1 protein-coding gene is annotated in these 1,171 nt (G+C 44.4%); it reads right to left on the bottom strand.

Translation table 11 applies throughout. The features are described from left to right. Positions 1-27: 27 nt before the first annotated feature. Positions 28-1,091 (bottom strand): ISKra4 family transposase gene (locus CDG79_RS40550; protein WP_094347047.1). Its coding sequence is split into 2 segments (ribosomal slippage): positions 28-938 and positions 938-1,091, totalling 1,065 coding nucleotides; the frame shifts between segments, so codons are not numbered across the junction. Between the last annotated feature and the right edge of the window lie 80 nt (positions 1,092-1,171).

Here is a 1,171-nt window from a genome sequence, read left to right as displayed (position 1 = left end):
CGGGAGCATCCCATTTTTGCAAAAACATTAGATAGCAAGTTGACCATTGAGGTAGGCACAGCGAAGTTGTAGTATGGACGGCACATTGGCAGGATTCCACTGAGCACCAGAAAGTTTCAACCTCAGACCGATTTGTTTAATAGCAGACTCCACAGATCCAGAACCAATAGAGCAAATCTGTTCCGCCTGATAGTAGCCGTAATTGATAATCCGACTTCGATGCTTGTTCAAATATGCACAAAAATTCTTTGCTTGTTTTTTGGCTAAATCAACAAACAAAGCGATCGTTGCATCTACCTCACCAATCCAGAGTAAGTTTTCTGCAAGCTTTAGTCGTTTGAGAGAACCACCAACTTTATAGAGGTTTTCCCGCAAATGATACCAATCGAGGATCTCCAGTCGGGTTGAGGAACTGCCAATTTCAGTAAATAATTTCCAAACACCATCATGCCCATCCCCCAAGCACACTAATGGGGTGACTAGCCTCTGTGAGTTAACCCAATCCAAAAGGGATTGGTGATCGTGAAAAAAAGCGCCATAATAAATTCCGCCTAAGCGTACCGCTTTATAATCACGCCACTCACATTCTTGTCCTTTTGGTGTTCGCAACCGCACCTTACCCCCGTCCAAACTCACTTCAGAAACCGCTTGCAATGCCGATGGTTGTGGCAGATCCTGTCTGCTCACCAATCGGTGTAGTGTGCTATGTCCGACTTTCACTCCCGTTAATGCTTCTAGTTCCAACTCGGCATTTTGGTAGGACTCATTGGCACATAGTCTGAAGCTACATTTCTCTAATACTGGACTCAGGTGACTTCTTGGCTCCAGTCCCAATTTTTGCGCTTGCTTTTCCGTGATCGGCAACTCCCCTACACAACTTTTGATTTGTCTGGGTCGTCCTTTATTTGTGCCTGTAGTTTGTTCGATAAAAAAAAGGCGATTTCGGGACTGACGTACTCCAGCATCTGCGATCGCACTGTTTTTTCGATTCCTTCCAAACTCTCTAACTCGGATGGTGATGTATTTTTATACAGGATTGCCGCGATTTCTTTTACTGCTGCTTGTAACCGTTCTTTTTCTTCGGGGGTCATGCCTATGGTTTAAGTCAGTATTGTGTTCTCCCCATACTACACTCATGAATCAGTATTTCTGCAAAAATGGGATGCTCCCT

It is taken from the genome of Nostoc sp. 'Peltigera membranacea cyanobiont' 232, assembly GCF_002245985.1.
Classification (GTDB): domain Bacteria; phylum Cyanobacteriota; class Cyanobacteriia; order Cyanobacteriales; family Nostocaceae; genus Nostoc.
Note: the sequence above shows the minus strand (reverse complement) of the source record. Positions and strands in the feature narration are given on the sequence as shown.